This is a genomic window from Vibrio sp. 10N.222.55.C6, from assembly GCF_041473395.1.
Classification (GTDB): domain Bacteria; phylum Pseudomonadota; class Gammaproteobacteria; order Enterobacterales; family Vibrionaceae; genus Vibrio; species Vibrio crassostreae_C.
This window is the reverse complement of record NZ_JBFRSD010000834.1, coordinates 1-203: the sequence shown is the minus strand read 5'-3', so window position 1 is coordinate 203 and position 203 is coordinate 1. Positions and strand designations below refer to the sequence as shown.

Below are 203 nucleotides of genomic sequence, written 5' to 3'. Positions count from 1 at the left end.
GGCGGTATCTTAGGTGGTATTTCTACTGGCCAAGATATTGTGGCAAGCATCGCGCTTAAACCAACCTCAAGCATTACCGTTCCTGGTGACACGATCACTAAAGACGGCGAAGCAACGCAGCTAATCACGAAAGGTCGTCATGATCCATGTGTTGGTATCCGTGCGGTGCCGATCGCAGAAGCAATGTTAGCGATTGTATTGCT

General features: G+C 49.3%; 1 protein-coding gene. It reads left to right on the top strand.

The genetic code is table 11. The features are described 5' to 3' along the window. Positions 1-203, top strand: a 203-nt coding sequence (locus AB4486_RS26435; RefSeq protein ID WP_372119727.1) for a chorismate synthase, incomplete at both ends; no start/stop codon positions are given.